Here is a 272-nt window from a genome sequence, read left to right on the forward strand (position 1 = left end):
TGCGGCTTTCCCTGCTTATTGCCAGCTTCGATAAATCCTAATCTGGCATTGTTTAGTTCAAGGGTAATAGACTGTCCATTTTGACCATCGTAAACATCGACTTTGATGCTTTCCCCGAACACCTCAACGATAGCGCCCTCCATGAGCACCTCCCTGTAAAACTCCGCTTGCTTGCCTTCCTTGGCAAAAATCACAGCCTGGTAGTTGGTGAATTCGTTTTTCTGCGACTTCCTGTCGTAGTAGCGAACCCCTCCACGTATTCCAAATCCTAT

1 pseudogene is annotated in these 272 nt (G+C 47.1%); it reads right to left on the minus strand.

What is annotated here, in order from left to right:
• Window positions 1–272, minus strand: a pseudogene (locus tag V2A85_RS24735) (hypothetical protein); the annotation flags it as partial.

The sequence above is a fragment of the Yersinia sp. 1252 StPb PI genome, from assembly GCF_048593885.1.
In the GTDB taxonomy this organism is placed as follows: Bacteria; Pseudomonadota; Gammaproteobacteria; order Enterobacterales; family Enterobacteriaceae; genus Yersinia; species Yersinia enterocolitica_E.